This is a genomic window from Rhodococcus sp. KRD162 (assembly GCF_017168335.1).
Lineage (GTDB): Bacteria > Actinomycetota > Actinomycetes > Mycobacteriales > Mycobacteriaceae > Rhodococcoides.
In genome coordinates, this window is sequence record NZ_JABFAU010000003.1 from 54894 (window position 1) to 74488 (window position 19595).

The 19595-nt window shown below is 64.7% G+C and carries 19 protein-coding genes; 10 read left to right on the forward strand and 9 right to left on the reverse strand.

Annotation, left to right across the window (positions count from 1 at the left end):
* Positions 1-8 precede the first annotated feature (8 nt).
* The 4 genes from J1M87_RS02745 to J1M87_RS02760 form a co-directional block, all read right to left on the reverse strand.
* Positions 9-695, reverse strand: a complete 687-nt coding sequence (locus J1M87_RS02745; protein WP_206487584.1) for a response regulator — start codon at positions 693-695, stop codon at positions 9-11.
* Positions 688-2370, reverse strand: a complete 1683-nt coding sequence (locus tag J1M87_RS02750) for an ATP-binding protein (protein ID WP_241256290.1) — start codon at positions 2368-2370, stop codon at positions 688-690. Before J1M87_RS02750 ends, J1M87_RS02745 begins: the two co-directional genes overlap by 8 nt.
* 46 nt (positions 2371-2416) lie before the next feature.
* On the reverse strand, positions 2417-3802 hold the full coding sequence (locus J1M87_RS02755) for a GntP family permease (protein WP_206487588.1): 1386 nt from the start codon (positions 3800-3802) through the stop codon (positions 2417-2419).
* A 90-nt stretch (positions 3803-3892) separates the two neighbouring features.
* Positions 3893-4783 (reverse strand): tripartite tricarboxylate transporter substrate binding protein, encoded by an 891-nt coding sequence (locus J1M87_RS02760; protein ID WP_241256291.1) that lies wholly within the window; start codon positions 4781-4783, stop codon positions 3893-3895.
* Between J1M87_RS02760 and J1M87_RS28475 the strand changes: the two genes are divergently transcribed.
* Both J1M87_RS28475 and J1M87_RS02765 read left to right on the forward strand, forming a co-directional pair.
* Positions 4782-4922 carry a hypothetical protein gene (locus J1M87_RS28475; protein WP_241256292.1) on the forward strand — a complete coding sequence of 47 codons (141 nt, stop codon included), beginning with the start codon at positions 4782-4784 and terminating at the stop codon, positions 4920-4922. The two genes, J1M87_RS02760 and J1M87_RS28475, sit on opposite strands and share 2 nt — an antisense overlap.
* Before the next feature lie 93 nt (positions 4923-5015).
* On the forward strand, positions 5016-5720 hold the full coding sequence (locus J1M87_RS02765; protein WP_206488738.1) for a M50 family metallopeptidase: 705 nt from the start codon (positions 5016-5018) through the stop codon (positions 5718-5720).
* 10 nt (positions 5721-5730) lie between these two features.
* On the opposite strand, the gene J1M87_RS02770 is transcribed toward J1M87_RS02765, so the two are convergent.
* Positions 5731-7134: a GntP family permease gene (locus tag J1M87_RS02770; RefSeq protein WP_206487590.1), complete on the reverse strand. Its 1404-nt coding sequence runs from the start codon at positions 7132-7134 to the stop codon at positions 5731-5733.
* A 116-nt stretch (positions 7135-7250) separates the two neighbouring features.
* Between J1M87_RS02770 and J1M87_RS02775 the strand changes: the two genes are divergently transcribed.
* The 5 genes from J1M87_RS02775 (at position 7251) to fabG (ending at position 11637) form a co-directional block, all read left to right on the forward strand.
* A complete protein-coding gene (locus J1M87_RS02775) occupies positions 7251-8216 on the forward strand; it encodes a lysophospholipid acyltransferase family protein (RefSeq protein ID WP_206487592.1) in 966 nt (321 codons plus the stop codon).
* 97 nt (positions 8217-8313) lie between these two features.
* Positions 8314-9309, forward strand: coding sequence for an ATP-binding cassette domain-containing protein (locus J1M87_RS02780; protein ID WP_206487594.1), 996 nt, complete (start codon positions 8314-8316; stop codon positions 9307-9309).
* Positions 9306-10061 (forward strand): ABC transporter permease, encoded by a 756-nt coding sequence (locus J1M87_RS02785; protein WP_206487596.1) that lies wholly within the window; start codon positions 9306-9308, stop codon positions 10059-10061. Before J1M87_RS02780 ends, J1M87_RS02785 begins: the two co-directional genes overlap by 4 nt.
* A gap of 15 nt (positions 10062-10076) precedes the next feature.
* A complete protein-coding gene (locus J1M87_RS02790; RefSeq protein WP_206487598.1) occupies positions 10077-10811 on the forward strand; it encodes a 1-acyl-sn-glycerol-3-phosphate acyltransferase in 735 nt (244 codons plus the stop codon).
* A 67-nt stretch (positions 10812-10878) separates the two neighbouring features.
* A complete protein-coding gene (gene fabG, locus J1M87_RS02795) occupies positions 10879-11637 on the forward strand; it encodes a 3-oxoacyl-ACP reductase FabG (RefSeq protein WP_206487600.1) in 759 nt (252 codons plus the stop codon).
* Positions 11638-11810: 173 nt separating this feature from the next.
* Here the strand turns inward: fabG and J1M87_RS02800 are convergent, their stop codons facing one another.
* The 4 genes from J1M87_RS02800 to J1M87_RS02815 form a co-directional block, all read right to left on the reverse strand.
* On the reverse strand, positions 11811-12704 hold the full coding sequence (locus tag J1M87_RS02800; RefSeq protein ID WP_206487602.1) for an SDR family oxidoreductase: 894 nt from the start codon (positions 12702-12704) through the stop codon (positions 11811-11813).
* Between the two features lie 203 nt (positions 12705-12907).
* Positions 12908-13756 carry a 3-hydroxybutyryl-CoA dehydrogenase gene (locus J1M87_RS02805; protein ID WP_307830743.1) on the reverse strand — a complete coding sequence of 283 codons (849 nt, stop codon included), beginning with the start codon at positions 13754-13756 and terminating at the stop codon, positions 12908-12910.
* 5 nt (positions 13757-13761) lie between these two features.
* Positions 13762-14928, reverse strand: coding sequence for an acyl-CoA dehydrogenase (locus tag J1M87_RS02810; RefSeq protein WP_206487605.1), 1167 nt, complete (start codon positions 14926-14928; stop codon positions 13762-13764).
* A 137-nt stretch (positions 14929-15065) separates the two neighbouring features.
* A complete protein-coding gene (locus J1M87_RS02815) occupies positions 15066-15713 on the reverse strand; it encodes a TetR family transcriptional regulator (protein ID WP_206487607.1) in 648 nt (215 codons plus the stop codon).
* Positions 15714-15818: 105 nt separating this feature from the next.
* On the opposite strand from J1M87_RS02815, the gene J1M87_RS02820 reads away from it, so the two are divergent.
* From J1M87_RS02820 to J1M87_RS02830, 3 genes are all read left to right on the forward strand, one after another.
* The gene (locus J1M87_RS02820) at positions 15819-16163 is read left to right on the forward strand and encodes a helix-turn-helix transcriptional regulator (protein ID WP_206487609.1); all 345 of its coding nucleotides are present in this window, start codon (positions 15819-15821) and stop codon (positions 16161-16163) included.
* A 108-nt stretch (positions 16164-16271) separates the two neighbouring features.
* Positions 16272-17978: a SulP family inorganic anion transporter gene (locus J1M87_RS02825; protein ID WP_206487611.1), complete on the forward strand. Its 1707-nt coding sequence runs from the start codon at positions 16272-16274 to the stop codon at positions 17976-17978.
* 32 nt (positions 17979-18010) lie between these two features.
* The gene (locus J1M87_RS02830) at positions 18011-19429 is read left to right on the forward strand and encodes a xylulokinase (RefSeq protein ID WP_206487612.1); all 1419 of its coding nucleotides are present in this window, start codon (positions 18011-18013) and stop codon (positions 19427-19429) included.
* The last annotated feature ends 166 nt before the right edge of the window (positions 19430-19595 follow it).

The following is a 19595-nucleotide window of genomic DNA, read 5'->3' on the forward strand; positions in this document are numbered from 1 at the left end:
TCTCTGGATCAGCCGGTGACGCGGTATCGGTGTACCGGCCTTCCAGCGCGGCCGTATTCGAGACGAACCGTGAGGATTCCGGTCGAGGCGTAGTGCTCGAGGTATCTGCGCGCGCTCACTCTCGAGAGACCGGCGAGGTCGGCACATTCTCGGGCCGATACTTCCCCGCTCTCACCGACGGTCCGTAGCACCAGAGATCCGGTTTCCTGGCTCAGTCCTTTCGGGAGGTGCTGCGGAGTGGACTGCTTCGGTGCCCCGAACAGAGAGTCGATGACCGACTGGTCCATGCCGTTGGAATCGGAGAGGGCGCGGGCTCGTTGGCGCACGTTCTCGAGTTTCTCCAGCAGTTGCGGGTATTCGAACGGCTTGACCAGGTAGTCGGCGGCACCACCGCGGAGCGCACGGCGCACGGTGTCGAGCTCTCGGGCCGCGGTGACGACGACGACCGCGACGTCGTTGCCTTCGCTGCGGAGTCGCTGCAGTGCATCGAGGCCGGAGCGGTCCGGGAGATGGACGTCGAGCAGCACCAGATCCGGTGCGATGGTGCGCACCGCAGCGACTGCGTCGGCCGCGGTGTGTACCACTCCGACGGTCCGAAAGCCGGGGGTGGCGTCGACGAATCGTCGGTGGATGTCTGCGACCATGAAGTCGTCGTCGACGACGAGGACCTCGTAGGGTCGGCCCGGATCAGTCATTGCTCTCGTCACTTCCGATGTCTGCCATACGGGTGCTCCCGTGTTGAGGTGGCGCGTTGTCGTAGGGAATGCGCACGGTGAACCGGGCACCACCGGTTCCCGGTGCATCATCTACCTCGGCGGTGCCGCCGTGCTGCGAACTGACGATCCGAACGAGCGCAAGCCCGATTCCGCGCCCTCCCGGTGTCTGCGTCTTCGATGTGACGCCGCGCGAGAAGATCTCGGTGCGCATGCTCTCGGGAACGCCGGGTCCCGAATCGGCGACTCGAATCTCGATTCCATCGGAACCATCGATGTCGACCACCACGCGGGCGTCGACACTACCGGTCGACGCATCCACGGCATTGTCGATCAGATTGCCGAGAACGGTGATGATGTCGGTGGCGAGCATCGGATTCAGCGCCTGCAGCTGTGAGCGTGGATTCAGTTCCAGCACGACGCCGGTCTCGGCGGCCAGCGATGTCTTCGCGATCAGCAGTGCCGCAACGGCCGAATCGGAAATCCGCCGGGTGACTGCATCGCTGATCTCCGCCCGACGCCGAGTGAGCGCACCGACGAAGTCCGTCACTGCGTCCTGGTCGCCCAGTTGGGTCAATCCCGAGATGGTGTGCAACTGGTTGGCGAACTCGTGGGTTTGGGCGCGCAGGGTGTCGGTGACCGACCGGTGGGAGGACAGTTGGCTCTGTAGCCGCGCCAGCTCGGTGCTGTCTCGCATCGTGGTGACCGTGCCGATCCGGCGACCCTTGCTCGATGCGGATCGGCGGCTGAGAACGAGCACTCTCGTGGCGGTGGTGAGCACGACGTCTCCGCTGTCCTGCGCGTCGACCAGGTACCGGCGCACAGACGGGTCGAGCGGCACGGCGTCGAGATTGCGGCCGACCGCAGTGGCCGTACCGGCGGTGTGTTCGGTGAGGTCGAGTAGTTCGGCGGCGCTGTCGTTGAGAACAGTGATCACGCCTTCGGTGTTGACCGCGACAACCCCTTCCCGGATGCTGTGCAGCAACGCTTCTCGATGATCGGCAAGATGTGCGATCTCGGCGATCTCCAGCCCACGGGTGTGCGTCTTGATGCGTCGGGACAGCAGCCACGAACCTATCAATCCCAGACCGGCTCCGAGGCCGAGATAGAGCAGGAACGGTGCGCCTGCGTCGGCGATGAGACGCCAGGTGGACGGGTAGGTCGAGCTGACGGCGACGACGGCCAGGACTGTTCCTGTCGGGGACAGAACCGGTACCTGACCGGAAATGGACTCCTGACCGTCGACCCGAACGTCCCCGGTCCATGCCCGACCGTCACGAGCATCGCTGGCACCGAGCTCGCCGGTGATCCCGACGCGGTCCGGTACGGAGGAGGCGACGATCACCGATCCACCCGAAGCGGTCGCGTTCAACACGACGATATCGGCGACCGTGGCCCCGGACAGGTCGACGGCTCGGTCGACCTCCGGTGCCAGCAGCTTGTCCGCTTCGATCGATGCGGCCTGCTCGCGGACGATGGGGGTCGAGGCGAGATTCTCGGCGACGGCGAGCAAGCGTCCGCCTTGGGTGTCTCGGAATTCCATTGCGGTCTGATGCACCGAGACGCCGGCCACCGCAACGAGAACCACAGCGACGACGACCAGCTGCAGCAGCAGAACCTGGCTTGCCAGGCTGCGCGGAGCCGATCGTCGTCGCATGTGGTTCATAATGCCTGCATCTGTGTCCCAGCCGGCGAGCGCCGGTTCAGATCGACGCTACGACATACACGACCGAGGACAGGGCGAACCCGACGACGGAGATCAGGGTTTTGATGACGCTCCAGGTCTTGAAGGTCGTCGGAACGTCCATACCGAGGAGCTTTCCGATGAGCCAGAAGCTCGCGTCGTTGACATGCGGGAAGATCGACGATCCTGCGGCGAGGGCGAGGATCATCGCGACCGTCTGCACCGGGTTCAGCCCCGCCGCCATGATGGACGCTCCGAGAAGCCCGGCCGATGTGGTGATGGCCACGGTGGCCGTGCCGAGGGCGATGCGCAGGATGGCTGCAACGGCGAACGTGGAGACGATCAGCGGAAGGCCGACACCGCGCAGTGTCTCGGCGAGGGCGTCACCGATACCGCTGGCGAGCAGCACCGCGCCGAACATGCCGCCGGCACCGGTGATGAGGACGACGGGCGCGATGGGCTTGAGTGCGTTGTCGAGCAGTTCCTCGACGAAGTACGCGGTGCGGCCACGACGGAGCGCGAGGACGTAGATCGAGACCATGACCGTGATCAGCAGGGCGACGGGTGTCGATCCGATGACCTGGGCAATGGTGACCAGTGGGGAGTCCTCGTCGAGGTTGCCGGTTCGGGCTGCCGTGGTGAGCGCGGTGTTGGCGAAGATGAGGAGCAGCGGAAGCAAAAGGAGCGCGATGATGGTGCTCGGCTTCGGCGGGTTCTCCACTGTCTCGACCTGAGGGCCACCGCTGAGCAGATCCGGTACCGGAAGATTGATCCGCTTGCCGATGAAGGTGCCGTAGAGGTGGCCGGCGATGAACCAGGTGGGCACGGCCACGACGATGCCGATCAGGATGGTCAATCCGACGTCGCCGCCCAGCAGGATGGTCGACGCCACTGCGCCCGGGTGCGGCGGCAGAAAGACGTGCATCGTCGACAGTGCCGCCGCAGCTGGAAGGGCATAGAGCAGGACGCTTCCGCCGAGGCGGCGCGCCACGCCGAAGATGATGGGGAGCATCACCATGAACGCAGCGTCGAAGAAGATCGGGAAGCCGAACAGCAGGGAAGCGACGCCCAGCGCAAACGGGGCGCGCTTGTCGCCGAACTTGCGAACGAGCGCGCTGGAGAGTGCTTGCGCGCCGCCACTGATCTCGGCGAGCCGACCGAACATGGCACCGAGTCCGACCAGAAGTGCAACCTCGCCGAGGGTGGTACCGAAACCGTCGATCAGGACGTCCTGAATCTCCGAGATCGGAATTCTTGCAGCGAAAGCCGTTCCGAGAGAGACGATCACGAGAGCCAGAAGGGGGTGCACCTTCAGCTTGATGATCAGCAGCAGCAGTACTGCGATGGAGATGCCGGCGATCGACAGCAGCGCCGTTGTGGAAAGGGTTTGGACCCAGTCGTCCACGAGATGTCCTTCCGTGATTCGATCAGCGCACGGCGAAGCTTCGCAGTGCACTGTTGGACGCCGACCTCGATCGGCAGTTCGGGTTCGGCGCTAAGGGGTGACGCCGAGTTCGGTCAGGGTACTTTTCATCCGAAGATCCTCTGCAGCAAGGAATTCCGAGAACTCCTCGCCGACGAGGAACGAGTCTGTCCAGCCGCGTGAGGCCAGGGCCGCCCGCCACTCGTCCGTAGCGTGCATGCGGGTGAGGGCCTCGATCAGTTCGCTACGATCGGCCTCGGAAATATCTGGGGGAGAAACGAATCCGCGCCAGTTGGTGAACTCCAGGGCGATTCCGGACTCGACGAGGGTCGGAGCGTCGGCGGCCGCGGTGGTGCCGCGGATCTGCGAGCCCGACGCATTCGAGACCGCAAGGATGCGCAGTGAACCGCCTTCGATCTGATCGGTGTACTCGCCCGCACCTGCAACACCCACATCGACCGTGCCGTTGAGGACAGCCGCCAGAAGGTCTCCGGCACCGTCGAACTTCACCGTGTTCAGAGCGGCGGTGTCGATATCGGCTGCGCGTGCCAACTCCAGTGCGAACAGGTGATCGGGCCCGCCGACCGCCGACCCGACTCCGATGGTCAACTGCTCCGGTGCCCGACGCCAGGCATCGAGCAGGGTGTCGACGGAGGCCATCGGGGAGGCCGAACGGACAACCAGGGCTTCCGGTTCATCCACCAGTCGCGCCAGTGCGGTGACCTCGGACATTCCCCAGGGTGCGTCGGCGACGCGGGCGGCACCGACCACGCCGACCCCGACCATGCCGATCAGCGAGCCGTTTCCCGCCTCGCGCACGAGCCTGGCCAGTGCGACCGAACCGCCGCCACCGACGACGTTGAACTTCTCGATAGGTCCGGTCAAACCTCGGTTCTCCAGAATGCGCGACGCGGTCCTGGCGGTCACGTCGTATCCGCCACCCGGAGTGTTGGGAATGAGCATGCGCAGATTCGACGGAGTCGACGACGTACCGAGGCTGCTGCATCCGGCCGACAACGCCATCGGAAGCGTCGCCAAGCACGCCAGCGCCCGGCGTCGCGTCATCGAACTCAGTGGATTCGTCATCGTGCGTTCATCTTGACGCACGGCCGTGACCGGCGTCACCCATAGGAAAGCAATGAAAACAAAGTTCTTTGTGGTCCTGCCTCTCGTCGGCAAGACCGCATACTGGGGTGTGAACGAATTCTGGGACCGCATCTCCGCGGTGAGTCCTGATCCCCCTGTTTGGATCGTCCAAGCCACGGCTCTTGCTGCGCTCGTCATCGTCGTGTTGCCGCAGACATGGCGGATCGCGCGCAATGTCGTCACCATCGCGCACGAGGGCGCGCACCTGTTCGTCGCGCTGATCACCGGCCGTCAGCTGATGGGGCTGCGACTGCATTCGGATACTTCCGGCGTCGCCATCTCGAAGGGCAAGCCCACCGGACTCGGTGTCATCGCGATGACCTTCGCGGGCTATGTGGGTCCGTCGCTGCTGGGCCTCGGCGCTGCGCTCGTGCTCGGGACCCAACACGCCGTGGCAGTGCTCTGGATCGGTCTGATCTCGATTGCGTTGATGCTGTTGATGATTCGCAACATCTACGGCTTGCTGTCGCTGGTCACCGTCGGTGCGGCGTTGTTCGTGGTGTCCTGGTGGGGCACCGGCGAGCAGCAGGTGGCTGCTGCGTACTTCCTCACGTTCTTCCTGTTGATCGCCGGTCCGCGCCCGGTGTTGGAACTGCAACGCTCCCGAAGCGCAGGTCGGGCCCGAGATTCGGACGCCGATCAACTGGCCCGGCTGACCTTCCTGCCCGGCATTGTCTGGGTCGGGTTGTTTCTGCTCGTCACCGTCGGCTCGTTGGCAGTGGGTGCATGGCGAATCCTCGTTCCGGTGCAGTGATTCCGGCCTGCTAGAACACCACCCACAGCAGGGACGCGACGGCGAAGACCGAGAGACCGAGTGTTGTTTCCATGACGGTCCATGTCTTGAGCGTCGTTTTTTCGTCCATGCCGAAGAACCGGCTGACGAGCCAGAAGCCGGAGTCGTTGACGTGGGAGAGCACGGTGGCTCCGGCGGCCAGTGCGAACACGAGCAGCGCGATCTTGAAGTTGCTCAGTCCCAGCTCGGCCACCTGCACCGAGATCAGCCCGGCTGTGGTGGTCAGCGCAACTGTGGCCGAACCCTGTGCAACACGAAGTGCTGTGGCGATCAGGAAGGCCTGCAGGATGATCGGCAGGCCGATGTCCGACAGCGACGCGGTGAGCGATTGTCCGATACCGCTGGCCCGTAGAACTCCACCGAACATTCCGCCGGCACCGGTGATCAGAATGATCGAACAGATGGGGCCGAGGGCCTGATCCATGTACTTGGCACCGTCGGCCACCGGGAAACGTCCCGGCGCGAGGATGAACAGGGCCAGCAACAAGGTGATCAGCAAGGCGATGGGGGTTTGGCCGATCAGGGTCAGAGCGGCAGCCCAGGTCTCGTCACCGGTGAGTACGCCCGAGGTGGTCAGCGTGTTGACGACGGTGTTGAGCGAGATCAGCACCAGCGGCGTCAGCAGGATGAACAGCACCGCGCCGAATTTCGGTGCCGGGTCGCGGAGGGCGGCCATCTCTTTCTCGCGCTCGCCGGAGTCCGTCGACCCGGTGGAGAACAGGTCGACCGGCGTGGTGTGGAACCGCTTGCCGAGCTGGGTACCGACGAGGTAGGAGCCGACGAACCAGGAGACGACGGCGACGGGAATGCCGATGAGAAGGACCGATCCGATATCGCCGCCGAGCAGGTCGGTGGCGGCAACCGGGCCGGGGTGCGGGGGAACGATGGCGTGCATGGTGGCGAACGCACCCGCGGTGGGCAGGGCGTACAGCAGTACCGATCCGCCGAAGCGCTTGGCGACGGTGAAGATGATCGGCAAGAAGACCACGAGTCCGGCGTCGAAGAAGATCGGGAAGCCGAAGATGAGTGCGGCGACGCCCAGTGCGAGAGGCGCGCGTTTGGCCCCGAACCGGTTGATCAGGGTGTCCGCCAACACTTGGGCACCACCGGTGATTTCGAGCAGTCTGCCGACCATCACACCCAACGCGACGAGCAGTGCCACCGAGCCGAGTGTGGAACTGAAGCCCGACAGCAGGGCCGAGGGCACGTCCTCGAGCGGGATTCCCGCTGCCACGGCGGTGACCGCGCTGACCAGGACCAAGGAGACGAAGGCGTGCAGTTTCACCTTCATGATGAGAAAAAGCAGGACCGCGACGGCTGCGGCTGCAATGAGCAGCAATGTCGTCGTTCCGTATGCCGGTTCGATCGGATCCATCGGTGCACCTCGTTCGCTCGGCTCGAATTTCGACCATATCGGAGGAGTCGGACCTCCCGCGGGGTTACGAGCGCTCGTCGTCTGTCGTCTTCGGCTCGGGGGAGTACGGTGCGAGTATGAGTGATGGGGATCACCCAAAGGGTGGGGATGGCTCTGCGGAATCCGAGAAGAAGCAGTTGCGCGAGCAGGCGCAACGGTACGCCGCAGCCGCACGACTGAAGATGAAAGAGCGACGTGCCAAGTCGTCCGGGGGCCTGACAGCGGTGGTCGCCGAACGCGCCGGTGGCTGGGATCTCGACGATCAGGACACCGTGGCGATGGATCGTCAGCAGCGGCTGTGGAACGGGGTGATGGACCGCTACTTCCGGATGGAGATCGACGGCTGGGAGACCATCCCCGAGTCGCCGGTGCTCGTGGTCGGCGTGCATTCGGGTGCGCCGTTCGTCTGGGATGCATGGACGGTCGGAGCGCAGTGGTGGCGACACTTCGGCGAGGCACGGGTGCTCCACGGAACGGCGCACGATGCGCTGATGGCGTTTCCGTTGATCGGCAAGGTGTTTCGATCGATGGGTGTGCTTCCTGCTGCGCCGGATTCGATGTCGACCGCGTTGGCCGAAGGGCGGGACGTCATCGTCTGGCCCGGCGGTGAAGTCGATTCACTGCGGCCCTGGAGCAAACGAGACGAGGCGACTCTCGGTGGCCGAACCGGTTTCGTCAAGCTCGCCATAAGAATGGGGGTGCCCATCGTGCCCGTGGCCACGGTCGGCGGAGCCGACGCGATGCCGGTGCTCGTTCGCGGTGACACACTCTCGAAAGTGCTCAAGCTGGACAAGATTGCGCGGTTGAAGGTCTTTCCCATCGCGATCTCGCTGCCGTGGATCATCGCACCCGCGGCGTTGCCACAGATTCCGCTGCCCGCCAAGATCCGCACCCGTTTCATGCCGCCGATCGAGCTCGACCACGATCCGACTCTGTGCGAGGACGAGGCATACGTCGACGCCAAATACGAGGAGGTCCGCGCGAGCATTCAGGCAGGCATGGATGCCCTCGCCCGTAAGCGAAAGTTTCCCGTCTTCGGCTGAGTGCTCACTGCCTCGGCCAACGCGGACCGAACTTGACCGCGATCGTTCCTAACGTCTGTGTCGTACGGAAAATCCATACGACACAGGGGCGCGACGGATGATCGAAACACTGGGTTTGACCAAAACTTTCAGGCAAGGCAAGAAGACCGTGGAGGCGGTTCGCGGCATCGATCTCACGATCGACGAGGGCGAATTGGTGGCATTGCTCGGCCCCAACGGAGCCGGTAAGTCGACCACCCTGCGCATGCTGACCACGCTGCTCGCCCCGACGTCGGGCTCGGCTCGGATCGCCGGATTCGATGTGGCTCGAGATCGGGATCGAGTTCGGCGGAGCCTCGGCTACGTAGGTCAGGGCAACGGTGCTGGTCACAATCAGCGCGTCCGCGACGAGCTGGTGGTGCAAGGGCTGTGCTACGGCATGACGCGTCACCGATCACGCAGTCGCGCTGATGAATTGATCGAGGCTCTCGAACTCGGTGAGCTCGCGGCCCGTACCGTCTCGACGCTGTCCGGTGGCCAGCGGCGGCGACTCGACATCGCCCTGGGCTTGGTGCACAGGCCACCGCTGTTGTTTCTCGACGAACCGACCACCGGCATGGATCCGCAGAGCCGGGCGAACCTCTGGGAACACATCCTGCGTCTGCGGCGGGAAATGGGGACCACGATCGTGCTCACGACGCACTACCTCGACGAGGCGGATTCGATGGCCGAGCGAGTGATCGTCGTCGATCACGGCACCGTCATCGCCGACGACACGGCTGCCGCACTCAAATCGGAATTGGCGGGCGATCTGATCGTCCTCACCGTGTCCGACGCCTCGGCGCTGGCATCCCTGCTCGCCGGTGTCGCCGGGGTCAAGGATGTGACCGTCGCGGATTCGCGTCTGAACATCCGGGTCGAGCGCGCCGAGGTGATCCTCCCGGAGCTGTTGCACCTGAGTCGATCTCACGACATCGACGTGCGCACGGCAGAGATGACCAGACCCACTCTCGACGATGTGTTCCTCGGCCTCACCGGTCGCAGTCTGCGCGAGAGCGCCGCATCGACCAGCTCGTCCCTCGAATTCGCACGCACGGCAGGAGAACTCCGATGAACGTTCTGTCAGGAAGCACGCTGGTGATGAGTCGTGAACTGCGGCCGATGGTGCGTGATCCGTTCACGGTGATCTTCAGTCTCGTTCAACCGCTGATTCTGCTGGCGCTGTTCGGTCCACTGCTCACCGAGGTTCCCGGCCTCGGCAGTGGCAGCGTCTGGGACTGGTTCGTGCCGGGCGTACTCGCGATGATCACCATCTTCGGCACGTCCATGACGGGCTCGAACTTGCTGGCCGAGCTGCAGCAGGGTTCGCACGAACGGATGCTGGTGACCCCGCTGCCGAGATCGGCCCTGCTCGTGGGGCGTGCGTTCAAGGAAATGGTGCCGCTGGCCGCTCAAGCCGTGTTGATAATTCTGGTGGCACTGCCGCTCGGGCTGTCGGTGCATCCGATCGGCGCGGCCGTGGGGATCGTGTTGCTCGGGGTGTTCGGCGTCGGGCTGGGGGCGTTGTCCTACGCGCTGGCTCTGGCTGTGCGCGGCCAGGACTGGGTGTTCTGGTCCATCCAGCAAACCCTGATGTTTCCGCTCCTCATCCTCTCCGGCACGATGCTTCCGCTCACCGCCGCTCCTGGATGGATGCAGTTCCTCGTCGATATCAACCCACTCGGGTACCTCGTCGATGCCGAGCGTGCGCTCTTCGCGGGCGAGTTCACGGGGTCGACCGTGACAGCAGGTGTGGTCGCCGCCGTGGCTACCGCGGTGGTCGGACTTGCCGTCGGAATCCGAGCTATGGGTTCCTCGCGGGTGTGAGGCTAAGCTCGGTTCATGGATCGGCCTGCAGTCATTCTCGACAACGATGTGACCGTGTACGACTTCTATCTGCGACACCAGCAGAACCGTCACGTCGCGAGGCTGGCGTACGCCGCCCTTGCCCGGCGATTCCGCCCTCGGGTGTCTTATCCCGACGGTGCCCGTGAGGAGTTGCGTCGCCTGGTGTACGACAACACCCGGTTGCTGATCGCGGTCAACCATCTCACCGAGAGCGACCCGTACACCCTCGCAGCGGCGGCATGGTCGTCGCCGCTGCGTCCGGTGATCGGCAGAACACGCGTGCTGGCCAAGGACGAGTTGTTCCAGGAACCCAAGCAGCGCAGGCGAATCGACATGATGGGCGGCATCCCCGTCTTTCGCGGCAAGAACCACGGAATGCGTGCCGTCAGCGCTGCAGGCGGCCGCATGATGGACATCAGCGCCGAGCGCATGAAGCGAGGCGACGACCTGGCGGTGTTCCCCGAGGGCACCTGCAATCTCGAAGATCCAACCAAAGTGCAGCACGTCGGCAGCGGGATCGGCCACATCGCCTTGCGGGCTCGCAAACTGGGCGTCGAACCGGTGTTGATCTGTATCGGATTGAGCTACGGCCCCACCACGAAGGTGAAGCAGGCGAGCGTCTACATCGACACTCCCATCACCGAGTTGCCCGAGAAACCGATCGATATCACGCGGGTGGTGGCAGAGAACATGCAGAAGGCGCTCGACGGGGCGGTGGCTGCGTACTGACCGCGGCACCGGGGTTGATAGAAACAGATGACAGGTAAACGGGTTCGCGTCGTACTAGGAGATATTCGTGAGTGATCAGATCAAGACGGCCATTGTCACCGGTAGTGCACGCGGAATCGGTGCCGCGGTGGCAAAGCGCCTGGCCAAGGACGGTTTCGGGGTTGCAGTGGTCGACCTCGACGAGGCCGCGTGCAGCGACACCGTCGACGCGATCCAGTCCGCGGGTGGGCAGGCGGTGGCCATCGGTGCCAACGTCGCAGAGGAGGAATCCGTTCAGACTGCGGTCGATCGCATCGCGAGCGAGTTCGGTGCACCGACCGTGCTGATCAACAACGCAGGAATCACCCGCGACAACCTGCTGTTCAAAATGACGGTGCAGGATTGGGACTCGGTGCTCGGCGTGCACCTGCGTGGATCGTTCCTGATGACTCGCGCGGTCCAGAAGCACATGATCGACGCCAAATGGGGCCGCATCGTCAACCTGTCGAGCACCTCGGCGCTCGGCAACCGCGGCCAGGCGAACTACTCCGCCGCCAAGGCCGGAATGCAGGGCTTCACCAAGACCCTCGCCATCGAGCTCGGCAAGTTCGGCGTCACCGCCAACGCCATCGCCCCGGGATTCATCGAAACGGAGATGACCGCGGCAACCGCCGAGCGGGTCGGAGTGCCGTTCGAGGACTTCAAAGCTGCTGCCGCATCGCAGATCCCGGTCAATCGCGTCGGACATCCCGACGACATCGCACACCTGGCATCGTTCTTCGTGAGCGAGGGAGCCGGCTTCATCTCGGGTCAGGTCGTCTACGCGGCGGGTGGTCCGAAGGACTGACCTCTCGCGATGTGTGAATGGACCATTCACGAGCCCAGACGGGTGTGAATGGTCCATTCACGGGCCCAGACGGGTGTGAGTGGTCCATTCACGCAGAACCCAGACGGGTGTGAATGGTCCATTCACGGGCCCAGACGGGTGTGAGTGGTCCATTCACACAGAGCGGGTGTCGACTACGGCGTCGGCATGCCGCCGTTGACATTGAGCGTGTCGCCGGTGACGTAACCGGATTCGGCCGAGGACAAGTACACGTAGGCACCCGCGATCTCGGCTGGCTGACCTGCCCGGCCCAGCGGGGTTTCCTTGCCGAACTCGGGCAATGCCGAGGTCGGCTGACCGCCGGCCGCCTGCAACGGCGTCCAGAACGGGCCCGGCGCAACGACATTGACGCGAATTCCCTTGGGTGCCAACTGCTGCGCAAGTGCCTTGCTGATGGTGTTGATGGCCATCTTCGTCGTCGCGTAGTCCACCAGGCCGGGTGAGGGTGTGTACGCCTGAATCGAACTGGTGTTGACGATCGTCGAACCGGCGGGCATGTGCGGGACTGCTTCCTGGATGATCCAGAACAGTGCGTATACGTTGGTTTTGAACGTCTGATCGAACTGCTCGGACGTCAGGTCGGCCAGATCCTCGACGAACTGCTGCTTGCCTGCCACGTTGACCAACAGGTCGAGGCCACCGAGTTCGTCGACGGCAGTGCGCACGATTCCGCGCGCGGCCTGCTCGTCGGTGAGATCCGCGGGAGCCAGGACGGCCGTGCGTCCCGCGTCGCGAACCAGCGCAGCGACTTCCTGAGCGTCTTTCTCCTCGGACGGTAGATAGTTGAGCACCACGTCGGCACCCTCGCGGGCGATGGCAATCGCTGCTGCGCGACCGATTCCGGAGTCGGCACCTGTGATGAGCGCTTTGCGGTCGGTCAGGCGACCGGACCCGCGATAGCTGTCCTCGCCGTGGTCGGCGAGGGGCTCGAGTTCTGCCGCCAGACCGGGCGGATCCTGATGCTGCTCAGGGAAGCCGTCCTGACGGTACTGCGTGACGGGGTCGGTGAAGGTGTATTGGTCGGACATGAAAGTGCTGTCTCCAGACCTGAGTCGACGGTGGAGGAGGAACCAGCTGCTCGATTCCGGGTCCACTCTGGGTTCCCGGTTTCGTCGGTGGCAAACAGTTGGCCCTTTCCGGCGACACCCCTGAACGCGTGAATGGTCCATTCACAGGCCCTGACGGGGTCCAGTGCAGGTGAATGGACCATTCACGCGGAATGGGAGGGGTACTACGAATACGTGTAGAAACCCTTACCAGTTTTGCGGCCGAGCATTCCCGCGTCCACCATGCGCTGCAGCAATGGCGGCGGCGCGTAGTGGGGTTCGCGGAACTCGGCGTACAGCGACTCGGCTACGGCGAGGGTGACATCGAGGCCGACGGTGTCGGTCAGACGCAACGGCCCCATGGGATGCGCGCATCCGTTGACCATGCCCTCGTCGATGTCCTCGGCACTGGCGAACCCGGACTCGAGCATGCGGATGGCCGAGACCATGTACGGGATGAGCAGCGCGTTGACGATGAAGCCTGCGCGGTCACCGGCGCGGATCGTCTTCTTGCCCAACGTGTTTCCCGCATAGTCGGTGACAGCGGCGACGGTCTCTTCGCTGGTGAGCAGGCTGACGACGATCTCGACCAGCGGGAGCACCGGCACGGGGTTGAAGAAGTGCACGCCGACGACCTTGTCGGGACGCTTCGTTGCATTGGCCATCTTGATGACCGGGATCGACGAGGTGTTCGTGGCCAGGATTCCCTCGGGTTTGACGATGGAATCGAGCTTGCCGAACAGCTCGAGTTTGAGCGATTCGATCTCCGGTGCCGCTTCGACGACAAGGTCGCGGTCTGCGAAATCGTTGATATCGAGCGTCAACGTGATTGCGGCGCGGGCTTTCTCGGCTGCGTCGGGTTCGATGCGGCCGGACTTGACGGCGCGGGCGAAGGACTTGTCGAGGCGCGCTTGGGCCGCGTCTGCGGTGGCCTGGCTCGTCTCGAGGATCATGACGGAACTGCCGGAGCGCGCGCACATCTCGGCGATCCCGGCACCCATGGTGCCGCCGCCGATGACGCCTACGAGGTCGATGTTGCTCATTTGAGCAGCGCCCGTGACATGACGACACGCTGAATCTGGTTGGTGCCCTCGTAGATCTGCGTGATCTTGGCGTCGCGCATCATGCGCTCGACCGGGAAGTCGGTGGTGTATCCGGCACCGCCGAACAGCTGTACCGCGTCGGTGGTGACCTCCATGGCCACGTCGGAGGCGAAGCACTTCGCTGCCGCGGAGATGAACCCGAGGTTCTTCTCACCGCGCTCGGCGCGGGCTGCGGAGCTGTAGACCATCAATCGTGCCGCTTCGACCTTCATCGCCATGTCCGCGAGCATGAACTGCACGGCCTGGAAGCTCGAGATCGCGGTACCGAACTGCTTGCGGTCCTTGGTGTATGCGATTGCTGCGTCGAGAGCGCCCTGGGCCAGGCCGACGGCCTGTGCGCCGATGGTGGGGCGGGTGTGGTCGAGAGTTTCGAGGGCGGTCTTGAAGCCGGTGCCCGGTTCGCCGATGATGCGATCGCCGGGGATCTTGCAGTTCTCGAAGTAGAGCTCGGCGGTGGGCGAGCCCTTGATTCCGAGTTTCTTCTCCTTGGGGCCGACGACGAATCCCTCGTCGTCGCGGTGCACGATGAACGAGGATATGCCGTTGGCGCCCTTGTCGGGATCGGTGACGGCCATGACGGTGTACCAATCGGACTTGCCGCCGTTGGTGATCCAGCACTTGGAGCCGTTGAGGATCCAGTCGTCGCCGTCGGCCTTGGCCCGGGTGCGCATACTCGCGGCGTCGGAGCCTGCCTCGCGCTCGGACAGGGCGTAGGAGGCCATCGCGCCACCGGCGAGTGACGGCAGGACCTGCTTCTTCAATTCCTCGGAGCCCTTGAGGATCAAGCCCATCGTGCCGAGCTTGTTGACCGCGGGGATCAGCGAGGACGAACCGCAGACACGAGCGACTTCTTCGATGACGATGCAGGTCGCGACCGAGTCGGCACCTTGGCCCTCGTACTCCTCGGGAACGTGAATGGCGTTGAAGCCCGAGGCGTTGAGGGCCTGGAGTGCCTCTTCGGGGAAGCGCGAGTCCTCGTCCACCTCTTTGGCGTACGGGGCGATCTCCTTCTCCGAGAGCGCACGTATGGCTGCACGAAGTTCGTCGTGCTCCTCTGGCGATCGATACAGATCGAAGTCGGGATTTCCGGCCATATCGGCCACACTCCTTGAATCTAGGGGTCAGCACTGACGAGATAGGGCACTCAGTGCCAAGGGTGTATCCACTGTACGACGCAATCGGGCCGTGTTCAAGGGCTTGTTGCCAAATGGCGGCACTGAGTGCCACTCGAACGGGTCGGTCAGTCGGTTGTGTGATCGGCCAATGCGTCGAGCACCTTGGTGACGGACATTCCCCGCGGGAACGACGCGACGACGATCTCGCCCAGGAACTGCGCTCGTACCTGCGCCAGCGCAGACCGCAGATCGTCGACGGACGTCGGGAGTCCGTCGCGGATCATTCGCCGGAGGATGTAGTTGTGGGTGGCGGTGACCGAGGCCGAGAACTGCAGAATTTCCAGGTGGGGATGATCGGGGAGGACGCTCTGGAGGTACTCGACGAAGAGTCGGTCGTAGCGGAAGACGGTGACGATCTCGCGGTCGCGCAGGGCCGGAATCCGGTGGACCACCTGGTAGCGCAGGCGTGACATCTCTTTCCAGTCCGAGAATCGCTCGTACACCAGTTGGGCGGCGTCGCATACCGCATGCCAGGGATCGCCCTCGTTGGATGCGAGGAATGCGCCTGCCTGCTCGAGCAGGATCTCGTGATCGGCGAAGACGACGTCTTCCTTGGCGCGGAACTGGCGAAAGAACGTCCGTCGGGAGATGCCTGCCGCTCCGGCGATGTCGTCGACCGTCGTCGATTCGTAGCCCTTGACCGAGAACAAGTCCAGGGCCGCTGTGGCCACGGTCAGTCTGAAGTCGGTCGACTCGTCGGGTTCTCCGCGCATGGGAGTGAAGGTAGCGGAGTTTCGGCGTCGGTAGGCAGGTCGCATCGGCTGATTGCTAGTGTTCGCAAGTAGGCGCTCCGCTGGCGGGCGACCCGGGAGGATGACATGGTCTCGGATTCGAGCCGACCGCTGTACCGCATGAAAGCCGACTTCTTCAAGACGTTGGCCCACCCTGCACGTATTCGAGTGCTCGAGTTGTTGAGCGAGCGCGAACATGCGGTGTCCGAGATGCTTCCGGAAGTGGGTATCGAGCCGGCGAATCTGTCGCAGCAGCTGTCGATTCTGCGCCGTGCCGGTCTCATCGTGGGCACTCGGGAAGGCTTGTCGGTGTCGTACGAATTGACGTCACCGAAGGTGGCGGACCTACTGGTGGTGGCGCGGGAGATACTGACCGGCGTGGTGGCCAACCAGGTCGAGTTGCTGGACGGTGAGTCCGGACCGCGTTCGTGACCTGACCGCACCAGGTGTGACGGCCTGCACCCTGTCTTCCTGATTCATTACTTACTAAACTTCGCAATCAAATAGACAAGGTAACCAATAGTAGTCAGAGGCCACCGCATGCCCGATCCGACGAGCCACACCCGTACGAGCGAAACACTCGGGGCCATGACGGCACTCCTGCCTCGGTGGAGTGAATGGAAACCCGCGTTCCGGGCACCCGGTGCGGACCTTCTCGCCGGCCTGGTCGTGGCTCTGGTCGCCCTGCCCCTGGCGCTCGGTTTCGGTGTCAGCACAGGACTCGGAGCTGCAGCGGGGCTGACGACGGCGATCGTTGCAGGCGTCGTCGCCGCAGTGTTCGGCGGCTCGCGGTTCCAAATCTCAGGGCCCACCGGGGCGATGACGGTGGTGCTCGTGCCGATCGTCGCCGAGTACGGCCCGACGGGTGTGCTGGCTGTCGGATTGATGGCCGGGGTCGTCCTGCTGGTGCTCGCGGTGGCGGGCATCGGCCGAGCTGTGCGCTACATGCCGGCACCGGTCATCGAAGGATTCACGGCCGGGATCGCGGTTGTCATTGCGCTGCAGCAGATTCCGGCCGCGCTCGGTATCACCGACGCCCGAGGCGAGAAGGTGTGGCAGTCCGCGTTCGACGCCGCACGGTCGTTCGTCTCACACGCGAGCGTGCTGAGCCCCGCTGTCGCGCTGGCGGTCGCGGTCGTCATGCTTGTCGGCGGCCGTCTGGTACCCAAGATTCCGTTCTCGCTGGTTGCGGTGGCGGCCGCGACGGTAGCCACTCGACTGTTCGACCTCGATATCGCCCGGATCGGCGCGATTCCGTCCTCGTTGTCCGTCCCGACTCTGAGCTTCCTGCACCTCGGCGACCTGACCACGCTGGTGGCCCCCGCATTCGCCGTCGCCGCTCTGGCGGCACTGGAGTCCTTGCTCTCCGCGACGGCCGCGGACTCGATGGGCGTCGGCGCGCGGCACAATCCCGACCGCGAATTGTTCGGGCAGGGGCTCGCCAATATCGCCGCACCGCTGTTCGGCGGCGTTCCCGCTACCGGTGCCATTGCCCGCACGGCCGTCAACGTCCGGTCCGGGGCTCGGACCAGGCTCGCGGCACTCACACACGCTCTGATCCTGGCCGCGATCATGTACGCCGCCGCTGGACTCGTGGCCGATATCCCGCTCGCCGCCTTGGCGGGAGTTCTTCTCGCGACGACGGTCCGCATGGTCGAGACCGCGTCCATCCTGGCGATCACCCGCGCCAGCGGAGCAGACACCGCAGTGATGGCGGCAACCTTCCTCGTCACGGTCGTCTTCGACCTCGTCACCGCGGTTGCAGTCGGGGTCGGCTTCGCTGCTGTCCTGGCCCTGCGTGCCATCGCGCGATCGGCCACGGTCGAACAGGTTCCGCTGGACGCACTCGACGCGGTCTCTGCGGAAGAAGGTGAGCTGCTTCGGCAGCACATCGTCGCCTACCGGATCGACGGCGCATTGTTCTTCGGTGCCGCGCACAGTTTCCTGCTCGAACTCGCCGACGTCTCGGACGTGCAGGTGGTGATCCTGCGCATGTCGCGAGTCAGCACGATCGATGCCACCGGAGCCATCGTCCTCGAGGACGCGATCAGCGAACTCGAGCACCGTGGCATCACGGTGCTCATCTCCGGAGCCAAACCCGAACACCTGCGTCCCCTCACCGCGCTGGGTGTCTTCGCCACCGGAGGCGACGATGTGCGACGCAGCTTCGACACCACGCCGCAGGCGATCGCCTACGCCCGCACCCTCGTCGCGGACGTAGACCTCGACCCGCGGGTAGGGTCGTAGGTCACACTTGCGTAGGAAAGGACCAGCTCACCGTGGCTCTCGTTGCCGGAATCGACTCCTCCACCCAATCGTGCAAAGTATTCGTTCGTGACGCCGAGTCGGGGGAGCTGATCCGTCAGGGCCGAGCCGGTCACCCGGACGGCACCGAGATCGACCCACAGCGATGGAAGGACGCGCTCGACCAGGCCGTCGCCGACGCAGGGGGCCTCGAGGACGTCGATGCTGTCTCGGTCGGTGCGCAGCAGCACGGCATGGTCTGCCTCGACGACGCAGGAGCCGTGGTGCGCGAGGCATTGCTGTGGAACGACACTCGGTCGGCGCAGGCCGCGGAGGATCTCGTTGCCGAATTGGGCGAGAAGTCGGGCGTCGACGGCCGACAGGCCTGGGCAGAGGCGGTCGGGGTGGTACCTCTGGCCGCAATTACCGTGGCGAAATTGCGGTGGCTTGCCGATCACGAACCCGACAACGCCGATCGAACCGCAGCGGTCTGCCTTCCCCATGATTGGCTCAGTTGGCAGCTCGGCGGCGCATCGGGCCTCGACGCGCTGGCCACCGATCGTGGTGACGCCAGCGGCACCGGATATTTCTCGGCCGCGTCCGACGAGTACCGAACAGATCTGCTGGAGATGGGGTTTCGTGGCCGCACTCCGCTGCTGCCACGGGTGGCCGCACCGAACGAGGCGATCGGCCGCACGCAGTCCGGGGCGCTGATCGGACCGGGCACCGGCGACAATGCGGCGGCAGCACTGGCGCTCGACGCACAGCCCGGTGACGTGCTCGTGTCGGTGGGCACCTCCGGGGTCGTATCGGCTGTGACTTCGGTTGCAGCACAGGATGGTTCGGGTCTGGTTGCCGGATTCGCCGATGCCACCGGCCGTCAACTGCCGCTGGTGTGCACGCTCAATGCCGCCCGCGTCCTCGATGCCACCGCGCGTCTGTTGGGCGTCGACCACGACGAGCTGTCGCGGTTGGCGCTGTCGACGGCAAGCGAGGGCCTGGTCCTGGTGCCCTACCTCGAGGGTGAACGCACCCCCAATCGTCCCGATGCGTCCGGTGCGATTCATGGACTACGACTGGACAATTCGACGCCGGGCCACCTTGCTCGCGCGGCTGTCGAAGGGTTGCTGTGCGGGCTGGCCGACGGTATCGACCACCTGCGCGGGCAAGGTGTGGAGACCACGCGGGTGCTGCTCATCGGCGGCGGCGCGAAATCTGCTGCGCTACGCGAACTGGCACCGGCCATCCTCGGCGTTCCGGTGATCGTGCCCGAGCCGGGCGAATACGTCGCCGACGGTGCAGCGCGTCAGGCGGCCTGGACGCTGGCGGGCACCAGCGCACCGCCGACCTGGGCGCAGGCACCGGCACACACGTACGAGGCCGACCCCACCCCCGCGGTTCGAGAACGATACGCCGAGGTGCGCGATCTGACCGAGGGCGTCAGTCCCAGGTGAGTGGACGCCGGTAGCCGCCGAGAACGCCGGCTGCCGGCGACGTTCGCACACGCAATACCGTAGGGGGATCGAGTATGCCCAGTTATCGCGCGAGGAGAACCATGGTTGGCGTCGACACCTCCGAGTCTCGAGCAGATTCGACCCGGGGTGGGCGGGTACTGCGCGC